The sequence below is a fragment of the Thermomonas sp. genome (genome assembly GCF_020850895.1).
In the GTDB taxonomy this organism is placed as follows: domain Bacteria; phylum Pseudomonadota; class Gammaproteobacteria; order Xanthomonadales; family Xanthomonadaceae; genus Thermomonas.
This window is the reverse complement of sequence record NZ_JADZDS010000083.1, coordinates 22,296-43,623: the sequence shown is the minus strand read 5'-3', so window position 1 is coordinate 43,623 and position 21,328 is coordinate 22,296. Positions and strand designations below refer to the sequence as shown.

The window sequence follows — 21,328 nt, the reverse complement described above, 5'->3', positions numbered from 1 at the left end:
AGCCGCCTGATCGCAGCCGCGCCTCCCGGTTCTTGCGCCGGCTCAGTGCACCTTTCGGAACGTCAGGTTGATACGTTGTTCGCCGAGCGCGGGATGCAGCCCCGGCGCGATCGGCAGCACCCCATGGAAGCGCATGCGATCCACGCCACCCCAGACCACCACGTCGCCGTGCACCAGCGGCACCCGCAGCGCCTTGTCGCCACGCGCGAAGCCGCCGAACAGGAAGGTCGCCGGCAGGCCCAGCGACACCGACACGATCGGCGCGACGTGATCATCCTCGTCGCGATCCTGATGCAGCGACAACCGCGTGCCCGGCGCATAGCGATTGATCAGGCAGGCATCCGGCACATGGTCGGCGAAGCCGGCCTCGGCGGCGGCCGCGCTCGCCAACGCCAGGAAGCCGTCCGGGAATGCCGGCCAAGGCGCACCTGTCAGGGGGTCGCATTCGACGTAGCGGTAGCCACGACGATCGCTGACCCACCCCAGCGGACCACAGTTCGTCATGGCCACCTGCATGGCATGGCCACCGGGCGTGACGAAGTGTCGGAACAGAGAAGTGGCACTAACACATCCCACTCCGGCCAGCAGCGCATCCACGAACGGCAGCGCAAACCCATGCAGGACGCAGGCCTGCTTCGCCAGATCGGTGCGCAGGCCATGAGGCGCGGCGAACAGGTCGTTCACGACTGCGGCGCGAACTCCAGCGCCGGCGCGGCATCCAGCATTGGCAGCAGCCAATGGTCGATCAGCAGGAACCCGAACAGTGCCATCAGGTACCAGATCGAATACCAAAAGGTCCGCATCGCGAAATAGTCATCCGGCGGATCCAGCAGCGTCCACGCGTACCACAGGAACACGCCCCCCAGCACCAGCGCGCCGCCGAGGTAGAACAGCCCGCTCATGTGCACCACCCACGGCAGCACCGAGGCGATCACCAGCAGGACCGTGTAGAGCAGGATCTGCCAGCGGGTGTAGACCACACCATGGGTCACCGGCAGCATCGGCACCAGCGCGCGCGAATAGTCCTCGCGGCGGAAGATCGCCAACGCCCAGAAATGCGGCGGCGTCCACACGAACACGATCAGTACCAGCAGCAGCGCATAGCCCCAGTCCCGTTCGTTCGCCATGCCGGTGACGGCGGCCCAGCCCAGCAGCGGCGGCACCGCACCGGCCAGCCCGCCGATCACGATGTTCTGCGGCGTGGCCCGCTTGAGGAAGCCGGTGTAGATGATCGCGTAGCCGATCAGCCCGGCGAACGACAACACTGCACTGATGGGATTGACCCACAGCAGCAATACCGCCATCGAAGCGATCCCAAGGGCAACGGCGAATGCCAGCACCTGCACCGGCCGCAACGCGCCGGTGGGCAACGGTCGATCCGCGGTCCGCGCCATGACCTTGTCGATGCGCTGGTCGAGCAGGTGGTTGATCGCGGCGGCGCTGGACGCCGACAGCCAGATTCCTGCGGTGCCGGCCAGGATCCGTAGCCACGGCCACGGTTCACCTGGCTGGATCGCCAGCAGCATGCCGATGATCGCGGTGAACACGATCAGCGCGACGATCCGCGGTTTGGTCAACCGCCAGTACTGAGACAGGACCGCCGTGCTCATGCCATGCCCTCGGGGGGCCGCAGGCGCGCCAGCAGCGTCACCAGTACGAATAGCAGCGCAACCGCACCTGCGTTATGCAGGATCGCCATCGACAGTGGCAGCGCAAGCATGACATTGCTGATCCCCAGCCCAACCTGCACGCAGGCAAGCAATGCCAACGCCATACCCCAGCCGCGCAGGCCCGGCATTCGCAGCAGCTTCACCGCCAGGCCAAGCAGGTAGACGAACACCACCCCCGCCATCAGTCGGTGCGCCATCTGGATCGCCACCCGTGCCGGGTTGTCGAGGATGCCGCCCTCGTAATCCACGCCGATGCCACGCCAGAGCACGAATCCCTGGTGGAAATTATGCTCGGGCCACCAATCGCCCGCGCATTTCGGGAAGTCGGTACCGCAGGCCCAGGCCGCGTAGTTGGCACTGGTCCAGCCGCCCAGCGCGATCTGGGTACCCAGCAGGACCAGGCCGATGATCAGCCACTGGCGCAACCGGCGCGCGTCCGCGGTCAGGATCGGCAGGTCGGTGGCCCGCCACGCCGTCCATGCAAGCAGGGCGAACGTCGTCAGACCGCCGACCAGGTGGCCCATCACTACGATGGGCTTGAGCAGCCAGGTCACCGTCCACATGCCGAGCAAGGCCTGGAAGATGATGACCGCCAGGGTCAAGGCGCTGGCTCTTGCCGCGTCGAGATTCGACCAGCGCATCGCTGCCAGCAGCAGGACGGCCTCCCCCAGCACCGCGAGACAGCCTGCGATGAAGTAGCGCGTCTGTGCCGCGGCGGGGATGGCCTCCGCGGGGTGCGCAGATGCCAGCACATAGCCACTCATGTAGAAATGGATGGAGGTTGCCACCAGTACCGCGGCAGCAAGGATTTGCGTGATGCCCCAGCGCCGCCGACGCGCCGCCAGCAGGGCCAGCGCCAACACCAGCACGCCGAGCACGCCAGCGACCATGCGGTGGAACTGCTCGCGCCAAGCCTTGCTTGGGTCGACCGCTCGGATCGCGGTGGCCGCATGATCGACGATCTGGTCGGCGCGGGTCGGCCACGCGGCCCGGCCATAGCAGGTCGGCCAATCGGGGCAACTGAGGCCGGCATTGGACAGGCGCACGAAGGCACCGAACACGATCAATGCCGCCGCCAGTGCCGTCGCCAGCCAGGCGATGCGGTGGAAATGTCGGTAAAGGTGCGACCGGGACGTCTGGGTCATGGGCTCAATTGATCTTCAGCAGCTTGGCAAGGTCGAAGCGCAAGTCGCCCGGATCGGCACCTGGGGCATAGCGCATCACCACGAAGCCATTCGGATCCACCAGCCAGACCGGATCGCCGCGTGGATCGTCGATGCCGCTGAGTGCGGCCGAGAGACGCGGATCCGGGCGCAGCAGATGCACCTCGCGCAAGCCACTGACATCGCCGGGGGCTTGGCCAATCCACAGGACATGCACGCGATCTGCCTCGCGGCCCATGATGCGCCAGACCTTGTCGAGGTTCACGAGCAATTTGGCGCACTGTGGCTGGCGCGTGCCGGTGCAGTCACGCGGCGCCGCCACGATCCGCCAAGTGCGCGGGCTGTCGGACCAACGATACGGATGTCCATCCACGAGGGTGGGCGTGAAATCGCGCAGGTCGCCATAGGGCTGCAGCATCTGGCCCTTGTTGATGTGGCCGGCCGGCTGCCAGCCGGAGAAGCGCAGCACCCCGGCAAGCACCAAGGCACCCAACGACAGCCCGAGGATCAACAGCAGGGTCGTGCGGTTGCGGGCACGAACACGCGAAGAAGCGCCCACGTCGGTCATTTCCGCAAGGCCCGTATCGAAAGCAGCAGCGCTACGACCAACACCGTCAGCGCCAGGCCGAACCACTGCACCGCGTAGCCAAGGTGGCGATCCGGCGACATCGTGTTCGGGAGAATCACCAACTCACGCTCGTTGGGCGCCGCCATCACGCCCTGGTCACCCTCCAGTCGACGCGAATCAATGCGCAGGACTCGTGGCGCAAGCTTCATCGGCAGGCGCAGCGAGGCTGCGATCGCGGGCAGGTCCATGCGCGCCATCAACCAGCGATCGGGACCGGCGCCCGCCAGTGCTGCCCCGTGGCGCAGTCCTTCCGACGGCGGCGGGGCCAACAAGCCGCGCACATGCTGGTCACCGCCCGCTGGACACCCATACTCCGGCAGCACCCGGTCGCCACCCAGCGGTCGCCAGCCCGCATCCACCAACAACGCCTGCGCACCGATGTCGGGCAGCAGGATGCAATACATGCGCACGCCGACCACGCCTTCTCGCTGCTGGCCGTCCAGCCACAGGGTCACGTTGAGGATGCGCCCCGTGCCCAGCGCCCAATCGTAGGCGTACGTGCGCTTGGGATCGGACGCAAGCAGCAGTGGCTGCGGATTGGCGCGGGTCAGGGCGCGTGCAGCGTCCTCGACGATCGCCTGCTTTTCGTGCATGCGCTCCAGTTGCCAGCGACCCGCTTGGGCAAATCCCCCGGCTACCACCAGGGCAAGCAGCCACCACAGGAACAAACGCCCGCCACGCACGCTCATCGCCACGCCCCGTCGGGCTGCGATAATGCCGCACCAGCGCCGGAATGGACCGGCATCGGAGGCAACGTGGGCAGCTCGCTCAAGATCCTGCTCATCGGTGGGTTCCTGCTCCTCATCCTCTGGCACCTCGGTGCCGGGCTGTATTACATGCTGGTGGACAAAGGCGGCAGCAAGCGGACGGTCAATGCGCTGACCTGGCGGATCGCCCTGAGCATCCTCTTGGTTCTGCTGTTGATGCTGGGAATCCACATGGGCTGGATCACGCCGCACTCGGTTGGCCAGTCACCGCGAGGATGATCCCACGCCGGCCAGCGACCATGCCACCACCCTGGCCGCGCATTGCATGACCCCCCGACCGATCGCTCTCGCCGGATGGCCTGACGGGGCAATGCGGCACCGGGGAGTGTCGCCCGGGGGTCAGAGCACGTAGACGAAAACGAACAGGCCAAGCCAAACAACGTCCACGAAATGCCAATACCACGCCACCGCCTCGAACCCGAAATGGTTGTCGGCGCTGAAATGGCCCTTTGCGCAGCGGAACCAGATCACCGCCAACATGATCGTCCCGAGGGTGACGTGCGCCCCGTGGAATCCGGTCAGCATGAAGAACGTGGAACCGTAGATGCCCGAACCCAGGGTCAGGTTGAGCGCGCCGTAGGCGTGGGTGTATTCCTCGACTTGGTAGAACAGGAACAGCCAACCCAGCAGCACCGTCGCGCCCAGGAAGGCCAGCAGGATGCCGCGCTTCCCGGCCTTGAGGGCATGGTGCGCGACGGTGATGGTGAGGCCCGACGTCAGCAGGATCAGGGTGTTGAGCAGAGGCACGCCCCAAGCCGGGATGGTCTGGTAGGCGCCACCGACAGCCTCGGGGCCATTGCTCGGCCAGCCGCCGGTGAAGTCCGGCCACAGCATGGCGTGGGTCTCCACCCCGTGCCCCTGTCCCTCCAGCCAAGGGATGACGAACTGGCGCGCGTAGAACAGCGCGCTGAAGAACGCCGCGAAGAACATCACCTCGGAAAAGATGAACCACGCCATCCCCATCCGGAACGAGATATCCACCTGCCTGTTGTAGCGACCCCCGATCGACTCGCGGACCACTTCGCCGAACCAGCCGAATGCAGTGACGACCAGCAGGATGATGCCGAGGAAAAATACCGTCCGACCCCAGCTGACGTCATTCAGCCAGTTGGCGAAACCGAACATGGTGACGAACAGCGCAACCGAAGCCACCAGCGGCCAGCGGCTCTTGCTGGGGACGAAGTAGATGTCCTTGTCGTGGGTGCCGAGTTCGGCGGGGGCATTGGCCATGGCGGTGTTCCGGGAAGTTGGAAGGGATCAGGGGGCGGCGTGCACCGACCCGCCCGCCCCGGCTCGTGCGACGAGCGCGGCGGTCTGGGCGTCGTTCTTGAAGAATGTGTACGACAGGGTGATGGTCCGAACCCCGTGCGGGAGCGCGGGATCGACGATGAAGCGCACCGGCATGTCGCGCGATTCTCCCGGTTCCAGCGTCTGCGCGGTGAAGCAGAAGCATTCGGTCTTGTTGAAATAGCGTGACGCACGCGCCGGAGCAACGGACGGCACCGCATTCCCGACGATGGCGTGATCGGAGATGTTGCTGGCCTCGAACAGTGCCTCGTACTGGCGCCCCACCTGGACTCGGAGGGTTTCCTGCTTCGGTGCGAACCGCCACGGCAGCTTGGAATTCACCCCGCCATCGAACTGCACCGTCACCCAGCGCCCATCGTTCGGGTTTGCCTCCACGTTCGCCGCGTTCGGCCCTTTCTCCAGGCGGATGCCGAACACCTTCTCGCAGGTGATCCGGTACAGCGGCACCATCGAGAACGCGAACGCGAACGCGCCCAGCGAAAGCCCCAGCATCTTCCACACGCCCAGCGGCCCCAACGGCGAGTTGCTCATCGCATCCCCCCGCCGGTAAGGACCACCCAACCGTACAGCGCGAGCACCGCCAGCGCCAGAATCCATGCCGTCCGCCGCGCACGCTTGTGCGCTGCAGCGGTTACCGGATCGTGATCGGACTGGCGGGAATCCATCGCCATGCTCCCTCAGTGGGCCGGGTCACCGTGGGCCAAGTCTCCCGGGTGGATCTCCGGCGGTGTCTGGAATGTGTGGTGCGGTGCCGGCGACGGCACGGTCCACTCCAAGCCGCGCGCACCTTCCCAGGCACGGGCCTCGGCCTTGGCGCCGGTCTTGAGTGAACGCCACAGCACGAAGGCCATGAAGAACGGCGTCGGGAACATGCAGAACGCGCCGATCGTGCTGATCAGGTTCCAGTCCGCGAACACCACGTTGTAATCCGGGATGCGTCGCGGCATGCCGGCCAAGCCGAGGAAATGCTGCGGGAAGAACACCATGTTGACGAACACGAAGGTCCACCAGAAATGGATCTTCGCCAGCGTCTCGCTGTACATGCGCCCGGTCCACTTCGGCCACCAGTAGTAGATGGCCCCGATGATGGCGAACAGGGCGCCGGTCACCAGCACGTAGTGGAAGTGGGCGACCACGAAGTAGGTGTCGTGGTACTGGTAGTCGGCCGGCACGATCGCCAGCATCAGGCCGGAGAAGCCGCCGATGGTGAACAGCACCACGAACGAGAGTGCCCACAGCATCGGCGACTCGAAGGTCAGCGATCCGCGCCACATGGTGGTCACCCAGTTGAACACCTTCACCCCGGTGGGGATCGAGATCAGCATGGTGGCGAACATGAAGTAGACCTCGCCGCCCAGCGGCATGCCCGCCACGAACATGTGGTGCGCCCAGACGATGAACGACAGGAAGGCGATCGCGGCGGTGGCGTAGACCATCGCCTGGTAGCCGAACAGCGGCTTGCGCGAAAAGGTCGGGATGATCTCCGACACGATCCCGAACGCCGGCAGGATCATGATGTAGACCTCCGGGTGGCCGAAGAACCAGAAGATGTGCTGGTACATCACCGGGTCGCCGCCGCCCGCTGCATTGAAGAAGCTGGTGTCGAAGAAGCGGTCGGTCAGCAGCATGGTGACGGCACCGGCCAGCACCGGCATCACCGCCAGCAGCAGGAACGCGGTGATCAGCCAGGTCCAGCAGAAGATCGGCATCTTCAGCAGGTCCATCTGCGGCGCGCGCATGTTGAGGATGGTGGCGATGATGTTGATCGCACCCATCACCGAACTGACGCCCATCATGTGGATCGCGAAGATCGCGAACGCGAGGTTGTAACCACCCTGCAGGGACAGTGGCGGGTACATGGTCCAGCCACCGGCGGGCGCACCGCCGGGCAGGAAGAAGGTCATCAGCAGCAGGGCGAAGGCAAACGGCATGATCCAGAACGACCAGTTGTTCATGCGCGGCAACGCCATGTCCGGGGCGCCGATCTGCAGCGGGATCATCCAGTTCGCCAAGCCCACGAACGCCGGCATGATGGCGCCAAAGATCATCACCAGCGCATGCATCGCGGTGAGCTGGTTGAAGAACTCCGGCTTCATGTACTGCAGGCCCGGCTCGGCCAGCTCGGCACGCAGCCCCACCGACAGCGCCGCACCCAAGATCGCCATCGTGAAGCTGAACACCAGGTACAGCGTGCCGATGTCCTTGTGGTTGGTGGAGAAGAACCAGCGGTCGATGAAGCCCTGGTGGTGAGCGTCATGGCCGTGGTCGTGGCCGATGGCGTCTGGGTGGGTTGCGGACATTGTGCGTGCCTTCTCGAATGCGATACGTGGATCAGCCAACCGTCGCCGGGGCGGCAGGTGGCGCGGTGACGGCGGGCGTGGCAGGGTCGGCTGTGGGCGCGGGCGTGGCAGGGTCGGCTGTGGGCGCGGGCGCGGCAGGGTCGGCTGCGGGCGCGGGCGCGGCTGGTGCCACGGGTGCAGGTGCAGGCGCTGCCGGAGGTGCATTCTTCTGCTTCTGCGCGGCCAGCCAGGCAGCAAACTCCTCCTTGCTCACGACCTTGACCACGATCGGCATGAAGCCATGGTCCTTGCCGCACAACTCGGCACACTGGCCACGATAGATCCCGGGCGTTTCGATCTGTGCCCAGGCCTCATTGACGAAGCCGGGGACCGCATCCTGCTTGAAGCCCAATGCCGGCACCCACCACGAATGGATGACATCGTCGGCGGTCAGCACGAAGCGCACCTTGGTGTCGACCGGCAACACCAGCACATTGTCCACGTCGAGCAAGTAGTGCGGATCGTCGTCGGCATTGACCACCTTGCGGCTCTGGCGAAGCTCGTCGCTGCGCCGGTCGAGGCGACTGGTGAAGGTGACGTCCTCGCCCAGATACTCATACCTCCACATCCACTGGTAGCCGGTAATCTTGACCGTCATGGCCGAATCGCGGGTGTCGTACATGCGCAACAGGCCGCTGGTCGCCGGGAACGCAAGCCCGATCAGGATCAGAATCGGGATTGCGGTCCACACCACTTCCAGCTTGGTGCTGTGGGTGAAGCTGGTGTCCGCCACGGCACCCTTGGATTTGCGGAACCGGAAGATCGCAACCGCCATCGCACCGAACACCAGCACCCCGATCACCACGCACACCCACAGCACGATCATGTGGGCGTCGTAGGCGGCGTGAGCGGTGGGCGTGACGCCACGCACGAGGTTCAATTGCCACGGATGCGGGTCCGCAGGCCCGGAGGGGGTTGGCTGCGCATGCAAAACCCAAGGAAATGCGCTAGCCAGGGCCAACGCGAGCAGTTTCAAACGACCGGATGTCATCACGTCAAAGCCCTGTAATCAGTCCACCCCACAGCCACGCCGGGCCACAGCCGGCCCACGCGTGTTCCCCGGGGTTCCGAAACCTTCCCCTCGCCTTGCCACATCAACGCCGTGGCAGGCTTGATCCAAATCAAGATTACTGGTGCAGGCCGACAACGGCAACCATCCGATGGCTGAACCCGCTCTCGCTTACACTATTGGGCCCGACGCAAGACCTCCGCGTGCATGAGCAGCGATTCGATCCCGGTTCCCGCCGCAGCGATCCTAGACCCGGAACTCCCGGGACAACTGGCAGCACCGCGGGCCGCGATCACGGCCGGCTGGTCATTGGCCGAAGCACAGCATGTCCGCGAGTTGCTGGCCATCGCCGAATTGCCGGCTGCTGACCACGCACTCGCGCAGGAAACCGCAGCAGACCTGGTCCGGCGTGTACGCGCGCGCGCGCGCGACCAGGGCGTGGTCGAAGCCTTCATGCGCCAATACGACCTCGGCAGCGACGAGGGCGTATTGCTGATGTGCGTTGCAGAAGCGCTGTTGCGCATCCCGGACCAGGACACAGCTGACGCGCTGATCCGCGACAAGCTCGGCGACGCCAACTGGAAACGTCATTTGGGCCAGTCCGAATCGGTACTGGTCAACGCCTCCACCTGGGGCTTGATGCTCACAGGCAGGCTGGTCGATCTCGCCGACGACACCAAGCGCGATGCCTACGGCGCCTTCCAGCGGCTGATCGGTCGCGCCGGAGAACCGGTGATCCGCCTGGCCGTGCGCCAGGCGATGAAGATCATGGGCCACCAGTTCGTGCTCGGCCGGACCATCGGCGAGGCGCTCTCGCGCAGCCGCAAGGGCGAAGGCGCCAACTACCGTTATTCCTTCGACATGCTCGGCGAGGCCGCACTGACTGCCGCCGACGCCGCACGTTACCTTGAAGCCTACCGCAGCGCGATCGCCGCGATCGGCGGCACCGGGCCATTCACCGACGTCTTTTCCGCGCCCAGCATTTCGATCAAGCTTTCCGCCCTGCACCCGCGCTACGAGCACGCCAAGCGCGCCCGGGTCATGGCCGAGTTGGCGCCACGCATCCTCGGACTGGCGCGACAGGCCAAGTCGTACAACATCGGCTTCACCATCGACGCCGAGGAAACCGACCGCCTCGAGCTGTCCCTCGACCTGATCGAAGCCACCCTCACCGACCCGTCGCTGGAGGGCTGGAACGGCTACGGCCTGGCCGTGCAGGCCTACCAGAAGCGCGCACCACGGGTGATCGATTTCCTCGTCGACCTGGCCCGTCGCAGCGGCCACCGGATCCCGGTACGGCTGGTCAAGGGCGCCTATTGGGATGCCGAGGTCAAGCGCGCGCAGGTGGACGGGCTGGGTGGCTATCCGCTGTTCACCCGCAAGCAGAACACCGACGTCAGCTATCTCGCCAACGCCCGCCGCATGATCGATGCCGGCGATGCGCTGTATCCGATGTTCGCGACCCACAACGCCCACACCATTGCCACCGTGTACCAGATGGCACGCAGGATGGCGGACCGACGCGATTTCGAATTCCAGAAACTGCACGGCATGGGTGATGACCTTTATGCCGAAGTCATTCCCGCCAATCGCCTCGACGCGCCCTGCCGGGTGTATGCGCCGGTCGGGAGCCACGAAGACCTGCTGCCCTACCTGGTGCGCCGCCTGCTCGAGAACGGCGCCAACTCCAGCTTCGTCAACCGGATCACCGACGAGAGCATCCCGGTCGAGGAACTGGTGCGTGACCCTGCCGGGTTCGTAGCCAGCCTGACGTCCATCACGCACCCCCGCATCCCGCTGCCGGTCGACCTGTATCGCAGCCAGAACCAGAACCGAGGCAATTCCATGGGCATCAACCTCGCCAACGACGACGCACTTCGGGAATTGGCCAAGGCGATCAACGCCGCCGGCGCCGGCAGCTGGACAGCCGGCCCGCTGGTGCCGGGGGCCAGCCCGAGCGGAGCCTTTGCCGATGTCACCAACCCGGCCGACCGCCGTGAAACCGTGGGTCGCTGGCAGGCCACCGACGCCATCACCCTCGAACGTGCACTGGTCAATGCCACGGCAGCACAGCCGGACTGGGACGCCACCCCGGCCGCATCGCGCGCCGCGATCTTGGAGCACGCCGCCGACCTGCTGGAAGTGCGCACCCCCCAATTCATGGCGATGTGCACCAAGGAAGCCGGCAAGACCCTGCCCGACGGCGTTGCCGAGGTGCGCGAAGCGGTCGATTTCCTGCGCTATTACGCCCTGCAGGCGCGCGAACAGTTCGCGCCGCTGGCGCTGCCCGGGCCAACCGGCGAAAGCAACCGACTGCAGTTGTCGGGGCGCGGCGTATTCGTCTGCATCAGCCCGTGGAACTTCCCGCTGGCGATCTTCCTCGGCCAGATTGCAGCCGCGCTGGCGGCCGGCAACACCGTGATCGCCAAGCCCGCCGAGCAGACCAACTTGGTGGGCCAGGCCGCGGTCAAACTGCTGCACGAAGCCGGCATCCCGGTCAGCGTGCTGCAGTTCGTGCCCGGCGATGGCGCCACCATCGGCGCCGCGCTGACCTCCGATCCACGCGTGGCAGGCGTGTGTTTCACCGGTTCAACCGACACCGCGCGGGCGATCAACCGCGCGCTGGCTGCGCGCGAACATGCTCCGATCGGTGTCCTGATCGCCGAGACCGGCGGCCAGAACGCGATGCTCGCCGACAGCTCATCGCTGCCGGAGCAGGTGATCAAGGACGTGATCGGCTCCGCCTTTACCTCGGCCGGCCAGCGCTGCTCGGCGGCGCGCGTGCTGCTGGTGCAGGACGATATCGCCGACAAGGTGATGACCATGCTCGCCGGCGCGATGGCCGAATTGAAGGTCGGCGATCCGGGTCTGCTCTCGACCGACGTTGGCCCGGTCATCGACAGCGACGCCCAGTGCGCGCTGGCCGAGCACGGCGCGTCCATGGACAAGGACGCGCGCCTGATCGCACGCACGCCGCTGGGCCCGGACACCGAGCACGGCACCTTCATCGCGCCGAGCGCCTGGGAACTCCAGTCGATCACGCAATTGACCCGGGAAAACTTCGGCCCTGCCCTGCACGTGATCCGCTGGAAGGCCGACCAACTCGACGCCGTGATCGACGCCATCAACGCCACCGGATTCGGCCTGACCCTGGGCATCCACTCGCGAATCAACGCCACCGTCGAACGCATCGTGGCACGTGCGCGGGTTGGCAACATCTACGTCAACCGCAACCAAATCGGCGCGGTGGTCGGGGTGCAGCCGTTCGGCGGCCAGGGACTGTCCGGCACCGGCCCCAAGGCCGGTGGACCGCATTACCTGCTGCGCTTCGTCACCGAGAAGACCGTCACCATCAACACCACCGCCTCCGGCGGCAATGCCTCGCTGCTGACCTTGGGCGACTGATCAAGCGAGGGAGAGCGGCGAGGCCTGCCACGGGAAGCGCCACCGCATCACGGTGCGGATAACCGTGCGGGCTGCACTAGGGCCGCGCTGGGGTGGTGGGGTCACCCGCACCACAGGGCGAGCAGTCCATCACGCAAATCCCCGTTGGTGGCGAGGAGGATTCCCGCGAACGGACGTCGAGCAATCCGCCTCGAACCGTGTTCACCGTGCGCCACGATGTCCTCCACAACGAAAAAGCCCCGCTTGCGCGGGGCTCCTTCGACGAACCGATCCAAACGGATCAATCAGAACCGGTACTGCATCGAGACGCCGAACAAGTTGGCATGGCCATTGAAATAGCCGTACAGCGACGAGGTGTTGCCGTGCGCCACATCCGCCGGCAATGCGATGTGCGGGGTCTTGATCTCGATCCGCTGGTAGGCCGCATCCAGCGAAAGGTTCTCGGACACGTTCCAGGTGCCGCCGATCGAGTAGATCATGCGGTTGTTGTCGGGCAAGCGCGGGGTCCGGGTCAGGTCATTGGTGGGCGTCTGGTCGTGGCCCACGCCGAACCGCATCGTGAATGCATCGCTCAGGTCATATTCGCCGCCGACCGAGATGAAGTTGCTGCCGCCCCACGAGAAATCCTCGGAGCCCACGACCACGCCAGAGGAGCGCACGATCGTCACGTCCTGCAGTGAGCTCCAGCCGGTGTGCTGGAGGTCGAACATCATCCGGAAGCGGTCGGTGAAGGCATAGCTCGCACTGATCGTGGCGATGCTCGGGGTGACCAACTTCGCACCGCCGGGGCTATCGACGAAGCGCGGGTCGGCACCGAGCAGGGCCGGCACGCCATTGAAGTCAATCGTGCCGCGCAGGTTGTGGCGGATCTCCGAACGGTAGCTGAGGCCAATCGTCAGCCTTTCATTGGGCTTGATCTGGGCACCCACCACGTAACCCATGTTGGTGTCGCTGCCATTGATCACGAGGCTGCCGTCGGCGGACTGCGGGTGGTACAGCGGATACAGCGCCCAGCCCGGGTTGAAGCAGGTCAGCATCACGTTGCCGGTGTTGGGTGCCGGCAGACCGGCAGCAGCCTGCGCACAGATGGCAGAGCCAAAGTCGATCGACTTGCTCAGGGTTGCCTGCGCGTGTTCGTAGATCAGGCCAATGCCGACCGAAGCGACCTCGTTGAACTTGATTGCTGCCGACAGGGTCAGGTCGACGGTCTTCAGGTCCGAGGTCATAGCGCGATAGCGGCCGACCCAGCCCGGGGCATACTCGGTCTTCAGGCCAAACGGCGCACCCACGCTGGCGCCCAGGTACAGGCCCTCGAGCGAACCGTGCATCGGGAACACCGCAGACATGTTCGGAACCAGGGTCGGATCGCCGGGGTCACCGCCATTGCCGCCGGTCAGCGAAGTCGCAGCCGATGCCGGCAGGCCGAAGATCGTTCCACCGCCATGGAAGGTCGCCGACAGGTCGATGACGGTGGCGTCCATCTGGAAGGTGCGCTGGTCAAGGTTGGTCATTGCCGCGGGATTGAGCGAGACGACCGACGCGTCCTTGCCGACGAGGCTGCCGGCGCTGGAGCGGCCAAGGTTCTTGACGCTCTGTTCGCGAAGCTGGAATCCGGAAGCGGCGGCCTGGCCTACGAACAGCGTGCCGAGGACGGCCAGCGCAAGCGCTGAAGCGCGAAGACTGCGATTGTTGCTCATGATGGAACTCTCCGTAGAACTGGGCTGCATGAAGGATTGGATGTTTGAACGCACGGCACGCACTGGGGCCTTCGCCAGGTTCGATAACGCCCGACCCGTCGACGTACCATGCCGTATGTCCACTATAGCGCATTTTTAACTGTCTTATAACATCTGTTTTGCCACGATTTGACCTGTCCCCCATGTTCGTTGGAATTCCGCCCCGCAAGAAACCGCGCTTCCTCTGGGCTACGCCATTGCTGTTTGCATCGCTTTGGCTTGCCTATGTGGTCGCGGCGTTGCGTGCGCCCGCCGGTCGCATCGCCACCACCTTGGACTGGGGCGTGCTCACAGGCGGGCTGGACAGCGGTTCGGCGTGGCGCGATGCGATCGTCGACGGCAGCATCCTGCGCTTGTTCTCGGGGTTGTTCCTGCACGCAGACTGGATCCACCTGCTCGGCAACCTGATCTTCCTGCTGATCTTCGGCCTGCCTGCGGAACGCAGCATGGGCGGATGGCGCTTCCTGCTGCTGTTTCTGCTCGGGGGAGCGGCATCGAACCTGGCTGCGGTGCTTGCCATCGGCACGCCGGACCGGGTGGTGATTGGGGCCAGCGGTGCGGTGTCTGCCCTGATCGGTGCCTATCTGGCACTGTTCCCCGGTGCGCGCCTGGGCGTGGTGCTGCCGCTCGGGTTGTTCCTGCAGTTCGTGCGCGTGCCCGCCTTCCTGCTGATCGGGCTGTGGGCCTTGTTGCAGGTGTTGTTCGCCCACAGTGGGCCGGCGCTGGGTGCAGTTGCATGGCCGGCGCACATCGGTGGATTCGTGTTCGGCATTGCGTTCGCACTGGGGACCCGCGCAGCGATCGCACGTCGCCTGCGTCACAGTCGCGGGTATTGATCCACGCGACGCAGCCTTGAAATCCCATCGAACCGATCAGGCCCGGGGATGCCTCAAGGATGCCCCGCGGCCGCTTTCGGCGGCTTGGGCGGCGTCGGCTTGGGCGCCACGGTGGCCGTCGTTGCTGCAACCGGGGCGGCCATGCGTTTCAATTCCGCCAGCGCGGCCGCAACCGGCGCTTCACCCGGAAGCACTTCGCCGGCATTGTCACCTTCCACCGCCCCCGTCTCCGAGGCCAGGTGCCCCGGGAGTTCCGCTTCGCTGACGGGGGCCTGGCGGCGCTGTCCACCTTCCGGGTGCAAGAGCACGTCCGGGACGATCCCGAGCGCTTGGATCGAATGTCCACTGGGCGTGTAATAGCGCGCCGTGGTGATCTTGACCGAATCACCGTTGTCCAGCGGCAGCAGGGTTTGCACCGATCCCTTGCCAAAGGTGCGACTGCCGACCACGCGCGCACGGTGGTTGTCATGAAGCGCTCCTGCCAACACTTCCGACGCACTGGCCGAACCGGCATCAACCAGGACGACGACTGGCGCACCCTGCAGGCGGTCCCCAGGCGTGGCTTCGAAGCGGCTGTTACCGATTGACTTGCGACCACGCGTGCTGACGATGAGCCCACGGTCGAGCAGTTCGTCGGCGATCTGCACGGCACCCACCAGCAATCCGCCCGGGTTGCTGCGCAGATCCAGCACCAGCCCGCGCAGCGGGCCGTTTTTCTGCAATCCAACGAGTTGCTTGACGAAATCTTCCGCCGTCGAAGCCTGGAAGCTGGCGATGCGGATGTAGCCGTAACCCGGCTCGAGCAGGCGCGAGCGCACGCTGGCGGTGCGAATGGTCGCACGCGTCAGGATGACGTCGAACGGCGCCGCCACCCCGGCACGGATGACCTTGACCACCACCCTGCTCCCGGCCGCGCCGCGCAGGGGTTCGGAAACATCGCCCTCGCCTGCGCGCAGCGCCTTGCCGTCGATCGCGATGATGCGGTCTCCGCTACGCAGCCCGGCCCGATCGGCCGGACTATCGTCGATCGGGGCGATGATTCGCAGGCTGCCGTCGGGCATCTGTTGCAGTTCGAGGCCCACGCCGTCGTAACTGCCACGGGTCTGTTCGTCGAACTGCTCGGCGTCGCTCCGCTCCATGTAGGCGCTGTGCGGGTCGAGGTCCAGAAGCAACCCGCGGATCGCCGCGCGCATCAGGGCTTGGTCGTCAACCGGGTCGACGTAGGCCTGCTTGATCGCGTTGTAGACCAGGACGAAGCGGCGGATTTCGTCGAGTGGCACCTTCGCGCCTTCGAGCGTTGCCGCATCCGGATCATCGGGCGCCCCAACCTCATCCGCAGGATCCCCCGCAGCCGCAGGGACCCCATGCACAGGCTCAGCGGAAGCAGGCGTCTCTTGGGCGAATGCCGCGCCTTGGCAAAGCACCAGTGCAACCAGACCACACAGCAATGGGTTCCGCATCCGACTCTCCGATGGCTTGGGAATCTCTGAATAATCCAGAGGTTCCTGCCAGCCAAGGATGGCTGGCCACGAATCGATCACGCAAGTGCTTGATCCGTGTGAGCCAAGTCCGGGCAACGACCGGACTTGGCGTGGGCTGACAACTCCAGGATGGAATTGTTCAAACTTACCCATGGGACCGCGCGCAGCGGGAAAGCGCGGGGCAGCACCAGCCCATGGTTGCATGATTGCCTGCCGCTGCGCGATTGCCTGCGGTCACTGCCGGGACAGCCAGGCCGATGGATTCACCGGTTTGCCGTCACGACGCAATTCGAAATACAGCGCCGGCATCGCCTGGCCGCCGGACGAGCCGACCGTGGCGACCGCATCGCCCTTGTGCACCGCGTCACCTGCCTGCCGCAGCAGCCCGTCATTGTGCGCGTACAGGCTCATGTAGCCGTTGCCGTGGTCGATGATCAGGATCATGCCGTAGCCGGTCATCCAGTCCGCGAACACCACCGTGCCATCGGCCACCGCTTGGACCCGGGTCCCCGCAGCCGCCGCGATCAGCACCCCATCGCTGCGGCGTCCGTCCGGCATGCGTCCACCGAACCCCGCCAGCAGGCCACCGGCGACCGGCCAGCCCATGCCACCCACCCGAGGCGCAGGCGCAGTCGCGACCCGGGCCCGATCCACCGGGCGCGGCGCCGTTGCGCGCTGCGCTGGAGGAGCCTCGCGTTGGGCGCGCGCACGCGCCTCCTCACGCGCCGCCTTGGCCGCCGCTGCCCGCAATTGGGCAAGCAGGGTCTGCAGCGCCCGTGCATCCTGACCGAGCGCGCGCTCGCGAGCGGCACGGTCACGGTACTGACGGTCGAGGGCTTCCATCACCTTGGCCCGGTCCTTGCGGGCATCCTGCGACTGCGACACCTGCGCCGCCTGCGCAACACGGGCTCGATCCAGGGCCGTCCGCTGTTCCACCATCTCGGTTTCCAAGGCTTGGATGCGCATGATCTCCGCACTCAATGTGCGGATGCGCTCGACCTGGGCACGCTGGAGATAGCCCTGCAGGATCAACGCACGTTCGGCATCCGCCACCCGATCCTGTGCCAGCAGCGCCTTCAGGGGTTTCGCATCGGCGCCTGCCTGCGCGGCGCGCAGCAGGCGCTCAAGCTCGGCGCGTCGGGACGCCATGTCCCCCGAATAGCGCGCACGCTCGGACTGCAATTGCACGAGCCGTTGGTTCGTCTGGGCCAACTCGCCCCGGGTCTGCTCCAGCGCCCTCTGGCTCGCACCGACGGCCTCATCCGCAGAACGCAACAGCCGGCTGGCTTCACCGCGACGCCCTTCGATTTGTCGACGCTGGGCTGCGACCGCGCGTAATTCGCTGCGCACCCCCTGCAATCGCTGTTGGGCATCCGTCGCCTGTTGGCCGGACTGGCCGTACCCAGGCCCCGCCAACACCAGCGCGAGCACAAGGACAGGCAGGGCGCGCAAACTGCGCATCAGCCCGGCAGCAGCAGGCTGGATCCGGTCATTTCGGCCGGCGCGGGCAGGTCCAGCAGGTCCAGCAGGGTCGGGGCGACGTCGCGCAGTGCCCCACCGTCGCGCAAGGTGGCCTTGCGCGTGCCGGCATAGACCAACGGCACCGGCCCGACGGTGTGCGCGGTGTGCGGCTGGCCGGTGGCCGGGTCGCGCATCATTTCCAAGTTGCCATGGTCGGCGGTGATGATCAAAGCGCCACCCGCCGCGCGCACGGCGGCGTCGATCCGGCCTATCGCCGTGTCGACCGCCTCGGCTGCACGGATGGCCGCGCCGAGGATCCCGCTGTGGCCCACCATGTCCGGATTGGCCAGGTTGCAGACGACCGCATCGAAGCGTCCCGACGCGATGGCATCGACCAACCGGTCGGTGACCTCGCCACAGCTCATTTCCGGCTGCAGGTCGTACGTGGCAACCTTGGGGCTGGGCACGAGGATGCGCTCTTCGCCCGCAAACGGCGACTCGCGCCCGCCGCTGAAGAAGAAAGTGACGTGGGCGTATTTCTCGGTCTCGGCGATCCGCAGTTGGGCCAGCCCTTGTTCGGCCAGCAATTCGCCGAAGGTATGGCGCAGGTCATCCGGTGCAAACGCCACCGGTGCCGGCAGGGTGGCGTCGTATTCGGTCAGGCAGACGAAGCGGGAAAGCTTCGGTCGGCGCGCGGAAAATCCGTCGAATCCCGGCGCGACGAACGCGGCACTGAGCTGGCGGGCGCGATCGGCGCGGAAGTTCATGAACACCACTGCATCGCCATCGCGGATGGGTTGTGCGCCATCGATCACCGTCGGGACGACGAATTCGTCGTTCTCGCCACGGGCATAGGCCGCCTGCAGCGCGACGACCGCATCACTGGCGCGATGTTCGGCCTGCGCCTCGACGATGGCATCCCAGCCGCGCCGAACCCGCTCCCAGCGCTTGTCACGATCCATCGCGAAATAACGCCCGCCGACGCTGGCGACGTGAGCATTGCCCAGCGATTCGCACAGCGCCTGCAACTTGCGCAGGCTGGCCTCGGCCGAGCGTGGCGGGGTGTCGCGTCCATCCAGCAGCGCGTGCACGGCCACCCGTGGCACGCCGCCGCGGTGGGCCAATTCCAGCATCGAGAAGATGTGGTGTTCGTGACTGTGCACGCCGCCCGGCGAGAGCAACCCGATCAGGTGCAGGGTGGTTCCTGCGCAGCGGACGGCAGCGCAGGCGGCGGTCAGTTCGATATTGGCGAAGAAGCTGCCATCCTCGATCGCGGCATCGATCCGGGTCAGGTCCTGATAGACGATCCGTCCGGCACCAAGATTCATGTGCCCGACCTCGGAATTGCCCATTTGTCCGTCCGGCAAACCGACGAACCGACCCTCGGTGTGGACCAGCGTGTGCGGGCACGTTGCCAACAGCTGCCGCCAATGGGGCAATTCGGCCAGTGCCAACGCATTGTCGGCTGTTTCCTCGCGGTGTCCCCAGCCATCGAGAATCAACAGGACGACGGGTTTGGGACGCTGCGGCGTGGAATCGGGCACGGAATCTCCTGCACGTGGGATCGCGCATGCGCGCGGCGACCACCCAATTGTAGCGATGACTGCGTCCTTCGACGGCCCACGAGGGATATCCACCCGCCTTCCCGTGTCACGCCACTGGACTGCACGAATCTCCCGCCGTATCGCCGCCCCGGTGCCCTAGAATCAACCGGTCGGAAACGGAGCTTCGCAATGCGCCAAGCCACGCTGCTGCCAGTGCTCGTATGCGTCTTGTGTGCATGCACTCAGCGCAGTGAAGGCACTTCGATCGGAAGCGGAGATCCCCGGGCCGCCCAAGCGGTGACCGCGGTCGCCGGAGACCATGCGTTTTCGCCGACAATCCGCACCCAGGACCTGGCCGCCCACGTCCAGACCCTCGCATCCGATGCGTTCGGCGGCCGCGCACCCGGCAGCGACGGCGAAGGAAAGACCGTCGATTACATCCGATCGCAGTTCGCCCGGATCGGCTTGCAGCCGGGCAACGGCGCCAGCTGGTTCCAGACCGTGCCGATGCTGGAGACCAGCACCAAACCCCCCGTCGTCATGCATGTGACCGCAGGTTCGACCCGGCAGGACCTTGCCTACGGTGACGACATGCTGGTCTGGACGCGCAGCGGACGCAGCCACGTCAGCCTTGCCGAAAGCCCGCTGGTGTTCGTCGGTTACGGAGTCAATGCCCCGGAGCGAGGCTGGAACGATTACTCCAACCTCGACGTCCGCGGCAAGACCGTGGTGATGCTGGTCAACGACCCCGGCTTCCACGCCAATGACCCGGCCCTGTTCGACGGCAAGCGCATGACCCTGTACGGGCGCTGGACCTACAAGTTCGAAGAAGCTGCGCGCCAAGGCGCAGCAGCAGCGCTGATCATCCACGACGACAGGGGGGCGTCCTACGGCTGGAACGTGGTGCGCAATTCCTTCTCCGGCGCACGATACGACCTGCGCCCCGGCGACGACGCCGCACCGAGGCTAACGGCTCAGGGGTGGCTCACCGAGCCGGCGGCAACAGCACTGTTCAAGGCCGCCGGACTGAACCTGGCGACCCTGCGCGCTGCCGCCAACCTGCGCGGATTCAAGCCGATCCCGCTGAACGCCAGCCTGTCGCTGGAACTGGACAGCACGATCGAAGCCAAGTCCTCATGCAACGTGCTGGGCCTGCTGCCGGGGACCGCCAATGCCGATGAAGCCATCGTCTACATGGCGCATTGGGACCACCTGGGCACCCACCCGCAGGAACCCGGGGACAACATCTACAACGGTGCGGTCGACAACGCGACCGGTGTTTCCGCATTGCTGGAGTTAGCCGAAGCCTTCGCCGCCGCACATCCAAGGCCACGCCGATCGGTCCTGTTCCTCGCCGTGACGCTGGAGGAATCCGGACTGCTCGGTTCCAGCTACTACGTCGCCCATCCAGTCATCCCGCTGGCCAAGACCGCTGGCGTCATCAACCTCGACGCACCCATGCCGATCGGACGAGCACACGATTCGACCGTGGTTGGCAAGGGCAATTCCCAGCTCGAGGAGTTGCTGCAGTCAGCGCTCGATCAACAGGGGCGCCGGATGGTCGGCGAAGACGACGTGACCGCCGGTTATTACTTCCGATCCGACCACTTCAGTTTTGCCCGTGCGGGGGTGCCCGCGCTCTATCTCGACAGCGGTACCGATCTCATCGACGGCGGGACAGCGGCCGGAAAGGCCGCGCTCAGAGACTACGGAGAACACCGCTACCACAAGCCGGGTGACCACTACGACCCTGCCCACTGGAACTTCGAGGGCATCGTCGAGGACGTGCAGGCGCTGTATTCCGTGGGCGCAACCCTTGCCAACAGCGGCCAATGGCCAGACTGGCGCGAAGGCAGCCCATTCAAGGCAGCGCGCGACGCCATGCGTCCGCCACGCCTGCCCGTCCCCGCGGCGCGGCAACCCAGCCCGCCCAGACAGCCACCGAAGTAAACGCTACCCTTCTCGCACCCTCCCGGAGGAC

Annotated in this window: 17 protein-coding genes and 1 pseudogene; 4 read left to right on the top strand and 14 right to left on the bottom strand. The window is 65.9% G+C overall.

The features are described from left to right. Positions 1–42: 42 nt before the first annotated feature. Genes alkB through IT472_RS08020 form a run of 5 tightly spaced genes read right to left on the bottom strand, consistent with a single transcriptional unit; the run spans position 43 to position 4,150 of the window. Complete coding sequence (alkB, locus tag IT472_RS08040) at positions 43–684, bottom strand: DNA oxidative demethylase AlkB (RefSeq protein WP_297180690.1); 642 nt, start codon at positions 682–684, stop codon at positions 43–45. Next, positions 681–1,610, bottom strand: a complete 930-nt coding sequence (gene cyoE / locus IT472_RS08035; protein ID WP_297180687.1) for a heme o synthase — start codon at positions 1,608–1,610, stop codon at positions 681–683. The genes alkB and cyoE overlap by 4 nt, the downstream gene beginning before the upstream one ends. Then, a complete protein-coding gene (locus IT472_RS08030; RefSeq protein WP_297180685.1) occupies positions 1,607–2,815 on the bottom strand; it encodes a COX15/CtaA family protein in 1,209 nt (402 codons plus the stop codon). Before IT472_RS08030 ends, cyoE begins: the two co-directional genes overlap by 4 nt. Before the next feature lie 4 nt (positions 2,816–2,819). Further along, complete coding sequence (locus IT472_RS08025; protein ID WP_297180683.1) at positions 2,820–3,401, bottom strand: hypothetical protein; 582 nt, start codon at positions 3,399–3,401, stop codon at positions 2,820–2,822. Beyond that, entirely contained in the window at positions 3,398–4,150 is a 753-nt protein-coding gene (locus IT472_RS08020) for an SURF1 family protein (protein WP_297180681.1), read from the bottom strand. The genes IT472_RS08025 and IT472_RS08020 overlap by 4 nt, the downstream gene beginning before the upstream one ends. Positions 4,151–4,216: 66 nt before the next feature. Here IT472_RS08020 and IT472_RS08015 point away from each other — a divergent pair, with 66 nt between their 5' ends. Next, positions 4,217–4,447, top strand: a complete 231-nt coding sequence (locus IT472_RS08015) for a twin transmembrane helix small protein (protein ID WP_297180679.1) — start codon at positions 4,217–4,219, stop codon at positions 4,445–4,447. Between the two features lie 120 nt (positions 4,448–4,567). Here the strand turns inward: IT472_RS08015 and IT472_RS08010 are convergent, their stop codons facing one another. Genes IT472_RS08010 through coxB form a run of 5 tightly spaced genes read right to left on the bottom strand, consistent with a single transcriptional unit; the run spans position 4,568 to position 8,866 of the window. Then, on the bottom strand, positions 4,568–5,458 hold the full coding sequence (locus IT472_RS08010) for a cytochrome c oxidase subunit 3 (RefSeq protein ID WP_297180677.1): 891 nt from the start codon (positions 5,456–5,458) through the stop codon (positions 4,568–4,570). 27 nt (positions 5,459–5,485) lie between these two features. Then, a complete protein-coding gene (locus tag IT472_RS08005; protein ID WP_297180676.1) occupies positions 5,486–6,067 on the bottom strand; it encodes a cytochrome c oxidase assembly protein in 582 nt (193 codons plus the stop codon). After that, positions 6,064–6,207 (bottom strand): hypothetical protein, encoded by a 144-nt coding sequence (locus tag IT472_RS08000; RefSeq protein WP_297180673.1) that lies wholly within the window; start codon positions 6,205–6,207, stop codon positions 6,064–6,066. Before IT472_RS08000 ends, IT472_RS08005 begins: the two co-directional genes overlap by 4 nt. Before the next feature lie 6 nt (positions 6,208–6,213). Next, a complete protein-coding gene (gene ctaD / locus IT472_RS07995) occupies positions 6,214–7,836 on the bottom strand; it encodes a cytochrome c oxidase subunit I (RefSeq protein WP_297180672.1) in 1,623 nt (540 codons plus the stop codon). A 31-nt stretch (positions 7,837–7,867) separates the two neighbouring features. Beyond that, the gene (gene coxB / locus IT472_RS07990; RefSeq protein WP_297180670.1) at positions 7,868–8,866 is read right to left on the bottom strand and encodes a cytochrome c oxidase subunit II; all 999 of its coding nucleotides are present in this window, start codon (positions 8,864–8,866) and stop codon (positions 7,868–7,870) included. 225 nt (positions 8,867–9,091) lie between these two features. Here coxB and putA point away from each other — a divergent pair, with 225 nt between their 5' ends. Further along, complete coding sequence (gene putA / locus IT472_RS07985) at positions 9,092–12,289, top strand: bifunctional proline dehydrogenase/L-glutamate gamma-semialdehyde dehydrogenase PutA (protein ID WP_297180668.1); 3,198 nt, start codon at positions 9,092–9,094, stop codon at positions 12,287–12,289. Positions 12,290–12,573: 284 nt separating this feature from the next. On the opposite strand, the gene IT472_RS07980 is transcribed toward putA, so the two are convergent. Then, a complete protein-coding gene (locus IT472_RS07980) occupies positions 12,574–13,986 on the bottom strand; it encodes an outer membrane protein transport protein (protein WP_297180665.1) in 1,413 nt (470 codons plus the stop codon). Positions 13,987–14,168: 182 nt separating this feature from the next. Here IT472_RS07980 and IT472_RS07975 point away from each other — a divergent pair, with 182 nt between their 5' ends. Next, the gene (locus IT472_RS07975) at positions 14,169–14,861 is read left to right on the top strand and encodes a rhomboid family intramembrane serine protease (protein ID WP_297180663.1); all 693 of its coding nucleotides are present in this window, start codon (positions 14,169–14,171) and stop codon (positions 14,859–14,861) included. Positions 14,862–14,914: 53 nt separating this feature from the next. Here the strand turns inward: IT472_RS07975 and IT472_RS07970 are convergent. From IT472_RS07970 to gpmI, 3 genes and pseudogenes are all read right to left on the bottom strand, one after another. Further along, positions 14,915–16,183 (bottom strand): annotated as a pseudogene (locus IT472_RS07970) (S41 family peptidase); the annotation flags it as partial. A gap of 393 nt (positions 16,184–16,576) precedes the next feature. Beyond that, on the bottom strand, positions 16,577–17,803 hold the full coding sequence (locus tag IT472_RS07965) for a peptidoglycan DD-metalloendopeptidase family protein (RefSeq protein ID WP_297180661.1): 1,227 nt from the start codon (positions 17,801–17,803) through the stop codon (positions 16,577–16,579). Next, positions 17,803–19,347 carry a 2,3-bisphosphoglycerate-independent phosphoglycerate mutase gene (gene gpmI, locus IT472_RS07960; RefSeq protein ID WP_297180659.1) on the bottom strand — a complete coding sequence of 515 codons (1,545 nt, stop codon included), beginning with the start codon at positions 19,345–19,347 and terminating at the stop codon, positions 17,803–17,805. Before gpmI ends, IT472_RS07965 begins: the two co-directional genes overlap by 1 nt. 297 nt (positions 19,348–19,644) lie before the next feature. On the opposite strand from gpmI, the gene IT472_RS07955 reads away from it, so the two are divergent. Beyond that, positions 19,645–21,297, top strand: coding sequence for a M28 family peptidase (locus IT472_RS07955; protein WP_297180656.1), 1,653 nt, complete (start codon positions 19,645–19,647; stop codon positions 21,295–21,297). Positions 21,298–21,328 lie beyond the last annotated feature (31 nt).